Source organism: Pseudanabaena sp. 'Roaring Creek' (assembly GCF_001402795.1).
Taxonomy (GTDB): Bacteria; Cyanobacteriota; Cyanobacteriia; order Pseudanabaenales; family Pseudanabaenaceae; genus Pseudanabaena.
The window spans coordinates 1-4,645 of the sequence record NZ_LIRE01000070.1 but is presented as its reverse complement, the minus strand read 5'-3'; the positions used below and the strand labels follow the sequence as shown (position 1 = coordinate 4,645).

Genomic DNA, 4,645 nt, shown 5'->3' with positions numbered 1-4,645 from the left:
TGTCTCGACCGTCGTATTCCTGATAAACAGCTTTTGATTCAGGAAGTCTCGGCTTGGGAAAATCGCAGGAATTCTCTCTCTTGTAAAGTCAATTGGCAATTTACTACTGCTGATGCTCGCATTAAATTGCTTCGCCTCTACCCGTCAATAATTACTTGACTGCCTACTAGTACAAAAGATCAAGAATATATCGATCCATTGGGCATTGTTGCACCCTGAAAGTTAACATTTGTCAGCTTGACCATAATTTTTTCGCCAAAGCCTACCTTCGCACCACTTAAATTTGCCCCGCTTAGGTTGGAGCCACTCAAGTCAGCACCAATTAAATTTGCCCCACGAAGATCGGCATTTTGTAAATTAGCTTGAAATAGATTTGCCCGAAATAAATTTGCCCCCTGAAGATTTGCGCCCTGAAGATTAACCCGATGTAAAAATGCATCCGCTAAATCGGCGTTACTTAAATTGGCATAACTAAGATTGCGACCTTCGAGATACTTTTCCCGAAGATTTGCTCCCCTAAAATCGGCTCCAGTTAGATCGGAGTTAGGAGGACGCTCTGAAGATTGCGCTGGCTGCGACGAAGCGCTCTTTGAGCTCGACCGATCATAGGACTGATAGCTAGATTGGGAAGATTGATAGGTCTGATAGGACTGAGCTTGGGATTGATGCGGGCGATAACGCTCGGAAGCTCGCTCCGTTTGTTGTTTGGCTTGATAAGTATTTTGATGATAAGTACTTTGATAAGCATTCTGATATTTACTTTGGTACTTAGCCTGCTGCTTAGTTTGTTGCTTAGTTTGCTGCTGGTATGAGCGATCGCTTTGGGTAGAACTTTGATTTGAGTTTTGATTTGAGTTTTGATTTGTCTGGCTTGTCTGTTTAGACTGTGTGGAAGCCTTCATTTCGGCAGCTTTGCGTAAACTATCCCTTGCATGGTTGATTTCTTTCAGCTTTTCTTGGGCTTGCAATTGCTGCTGTACATTTTCCCTAGGAATGCGATCGGGGTGCCACTGTAAAGCTAGGGCTTTGTAAGCCTTATTGATATCTTCTAAAGTCGCGTCAGATGTCAAACCTAGAAGTTTGTAGCATTGCTCAATTTGCATAGGTGTCGATTCCTCAGCGCTCAAGATTTTTTAGTTTACGCTGACAATCGATCCCCAGTGTATCAAAACAACCAAGTCTAGGTCGATCGCGTAAATTTAATTACTACCAATTCACGAAAGTGTGACAACACTTTCGTGAATTAAAAAACAAGCCTAATACCAATTTAATAAATGTCTACGCCATTTATTAAATTGGTATGTAAGGTAAATAGCAAGCTGAGCGTTAATGTAGATAATCCCAAATCGCTTGCGTGATAGTTGTTTCACCATGCATCTCTAGCTGCTGGGCTGCGGCTGGATCCTGAAATGAGCCTGACAGAAATGACCAATCGCCCTCATAAAATTCTTGGGGCGAGATAATGAGATGCTGGGCGTAATTTTTGACACCTGAGATCAAATTTTCTGCTTCTAAAAATCCTTCACGGGTGAGACAGACTACTGGAATGCCTACCCTAAGAGCTTCGGCTAATGTACCATAGCCAGGTTTTGTGACTAAGCGATCGCATATTACCATTAGATCCACTGGGCGGAGGCGATCGCCGTTAGCTTTGGTCAGATTCGGCAAGTCGGGGGCATTACGATCGAAGGTAATAAATTGCCAATCTGGAAAGTTGGCTAAATTTTGATAGGGAATTGATTGCAAACTCAATCCGCCAAAAGTAAGGAGCGTTGTCGGGCGATCGCTGTCTAGATTAAACTTTTCCCGTAAGTATTCAGGGGCATACTTGGGCTTTGCGCCCGTTAAGCCAACGTCTTGCCGATGGGGGAAGCAATGCATCGGTTCGGCAAAGGGTAAGCGAAAAAGGCGATCGCAATGGCTGTAAGATTCCGCCAACCAATCCGCTAAGGCAATAAATTTCCCTCCCCAATCGCGGTAAATAAAATCCCAACCAAAATTTCCTGCCATCCAGCAGGGAATCTTTGCCACCTTGGCAATTTCGCCAATCATGGGAGGAATATCCCCAAATATTAGATCGACTTGATTTGCTTGTAAAAACTTCACCTCTGCGGCAATTAAATCTGCCTGTTGATCGCGAATTTGTTGCCATGCGGCGAAGGTTGCCTCACGATCAACCTGTAAACTATCGATCTGGATTACGCCAACATCAAATACGCGCGGATGGTAAATAAAATTGCCTTCGAGATATTCCTCCAATAACCAACGCGGTGCTGTCGTGGCAATAATTAATTTTGTATCGGGCGATCGATGTTGTAATTCGGCAAGGACTGAAGCAGTGCGTGTCACATGACCAAAACCGTGATTGGTAATTGAAATATACAAAGTAGGCATAGGCTTATTCGCATCTTGGCGATTAATCTAGAAATTTATTCTGGAATTTATTTGGGAAATTTATTTGGGAAATTTATTTGGCGACTCATTGCTAGTCTGCTGCAACACAGGCAAGGGCGTACTAAGGGCAACTTGCTCCTTTGTTGGCAGCATCTTTTCGTTCGGAAAGCCTAACGAATCATCGTGATCCTCAATATTAGCCTGTCCTGCGTCTCGCACGCTAACTAGATAAATGCTACTTAAGGTCAAAATTACGCCGATCCATTGGGCTAAGGTTAAGTTCTCGCCCAAAAAGAGACTGCTAAATAGGAGTGCAAACACTGGAGTCGAAAAGGTCAAGGCACTCAGGGCTGTCAAACTACCCGATGAGGCAAAAAAGAAAAACAAACCATAGGCGATCGCGCTACCCATAATCGCCATATAGGTCATCCCCAGCCAACCCCAAGCATTCAGCTCTTGCCACTGCTGCTGTTCGATCTGGCAGGAAAACAATAATAAAGGCAATCCCCCAATAATCATGTGCCATCCCGTAGCCATCACTGGGTCGGCATAGCGCACCACGGGACGGATTAAAATCGTCCCGATCGCCATCGATAGAGAAGCGCCCAGCATAAACCATTCGCCAAGGGTAAATATTCCTGCGTCTAGAACAGTTTGCAGATCGCCTGCGAGGAGAGCCGCCATCAGTTCCGCAGGCAAGCCGATTAGTCCAATTCCCACAACTCCAACCAACAGCCCAAGAGTAGCACCAATGCCAATTCTTTCTTTGTATAGCACTGCTGCCAACAAGGCAACGGCAAGGGGTTGAGAGTCAATTAACAAAGAACCCAGCCCAGCATTTGTTCGTACTAAGCCCTGTGCTAAAAATCCCTGAAACATCGACCCATCAATTAAGGCAAACAAACTAATCCATAGCCATGCTTGCCAACCTTTGGGCTGTTGTCTCCCAAAATATGCTGCTCCCACTACCAACAATATTCCTGCGGGTATCAAACGCACCGCCGCCATAAACATCGGACTTGTTTGAGGTAACAATGCTTTCATCACCACCATCGCCGTCCCCCATAGAAAAAATGGCGCAAGTATTAAGGGTGACTGACGAGTTAGTCCAGAATTACTAGCTGGCGTTGATGATTGCATATTTTATGATTTAAATAAGAATTGCGAAGAGAATTGCAAATTTTGATTGCAAATTTTGATTGCAAATTTTGATTGCAAATTTTGATTGCAAGAATGCTAAGAAGTATTAACAATAATATAGCGATCGTTACTCTTGTTCAGTGATACCCCGAAATAATGGCGTGCAGTAGCCACCTATAGCAGTCCTATAGCAATCCAAATATTGAGTGACGGTGCTTCGCACCGTCACTCAATATTTGAAATGTAGTTTTATCTGGAAAAATTTTGCTCAGCATCCCAAAAACTTGAACTTTTGTGAAGTGCTTGCCCTGTATGCATTACACTATTCCCAAAAAAGAACTGATGCTCAAAAGCCTCTCTGGAAGCGCATTATAAGGATTACATCAAGAATTTGAATAATAAGTATTTAAAAAAAACTGCTCAAATCTATATAAATTAACCATTGTGTATATACACAAGTGGCAAGTTGCTATTAGAATGATCAAACAGAAGTCATAGTCAGTGCGGCTTTTGCAAAATGCGATCGCATAAACAATACTCTGACATTTAACTCATACTCATACTCATCCATATATTTAAGGGGAAACCTATGAACAAAGGTGAACTAGTTGATGCTATTGCCAAGAAAGCAGCCGAAAAGGGCTTGTCAGTTAACAAAAAGACTGCTGACGAAGTCCTCTCTGCAACCCTTGAAGTAATCATCGACACTGTAGCTGGTGGCGATAAAGTAACTTTGGTTGGCTTTGGTTCCTTTGAAGCGCGCGATCGCAAAGCCAGAGAAGGACGCAATCCTAAGACTGGTGAAAAGATGGAAATTCCAGCTACTAAGGTTCCTGCCTTCTCTGCTGGTAAGTCTTTCAAAGAACAAGTTAGCCCTCCCTCTGACTAATTCTCTTGAAAAAAGAGGAAGCGCTTAGCGCTTCCTCTTTTTTTGTCTTTTTTTGTTTTAGGGAATTTGATTTGCCTCAAAATCTTGGAGGAGCGAACATAGTTATATAGCTGTCGCCAAGTTTACTAGGACATAAACCCAAAGAACTAATTGACGGCGCTTCGCGCCGTCAATTAGTTCTTTGGGTTTGATTTGTCCTAATTCAAGTGACTGTAGCTATAA

The 4,645-nt window shown here is 43.2% G+C and carries 4 protein-coding genes and 1 pseudogene; 2 read left to right on the top strand and 3 right to left on the bottom strand.

Annotation, left to right across the window (positions count from 1 at the left end):
• Positions 1-159 (top strand): annotated as a pseudogene (locus AC805_RS26670) (IS630 family transposase); the annotation flags it as partial.
• Positions 160-179: 20 nt separating this feature from the next.
• Here AC805_RS26670 and AC805_RS02355 read toward each other — a convergent pair.
• The 3 genes from AC805_RS02355 to AC805_RS02345 form a co-directional block, all read right to left on the bottom strand.
• On the bottom strand, positions 180-1,103 hold the full coding sequence (locus AC805_RS02355; protein WP_055073938.1) for a pentapeptide repeat-containing protein: 924 nt from the start codon (positions 1,101-1,103) through the stop codon (positions 180-182).
• A 223-nt stretch (positions 1,104-1,326) separates the two neighbouring features.
• Entirely contained in the window at positions 1,327-2,394 is a 1,068-nt protein-coding gene (locus tag AC805_RS02350; protein ID WP_055073937.1) for a glycosyl transferase, read from the bottom strand.
• Positions 2,395-2,454: 60 nt separating this feature from the next.
• On the bottom strand, positions 2,455-3,534 hold the full coding sequence (locus AC805_RS02345) for a DMT family transporter (RefSeq protein ID WP_055073936.1): 1,080 nt from the start codon (positions 3,532-3,534) through the stop codon (positions 2,455-2,457).
• Between the two features lie 589 nt (positions 3,535-4,123).
• On the opposite strand from AC805_RS02345, the gene AC805_RS02340 reads away from it, so the two are divergent.
• Entirely contained in the window at positions 4,124-4,423 is a 300-nt protein-coding gene (locus AC805_RS02340) for an HU family DNA-binding protein (protein WP_009629166.1), read from the top strand.
• Positions 4,424-4,645: the final 222 nt, after the last annotated feature.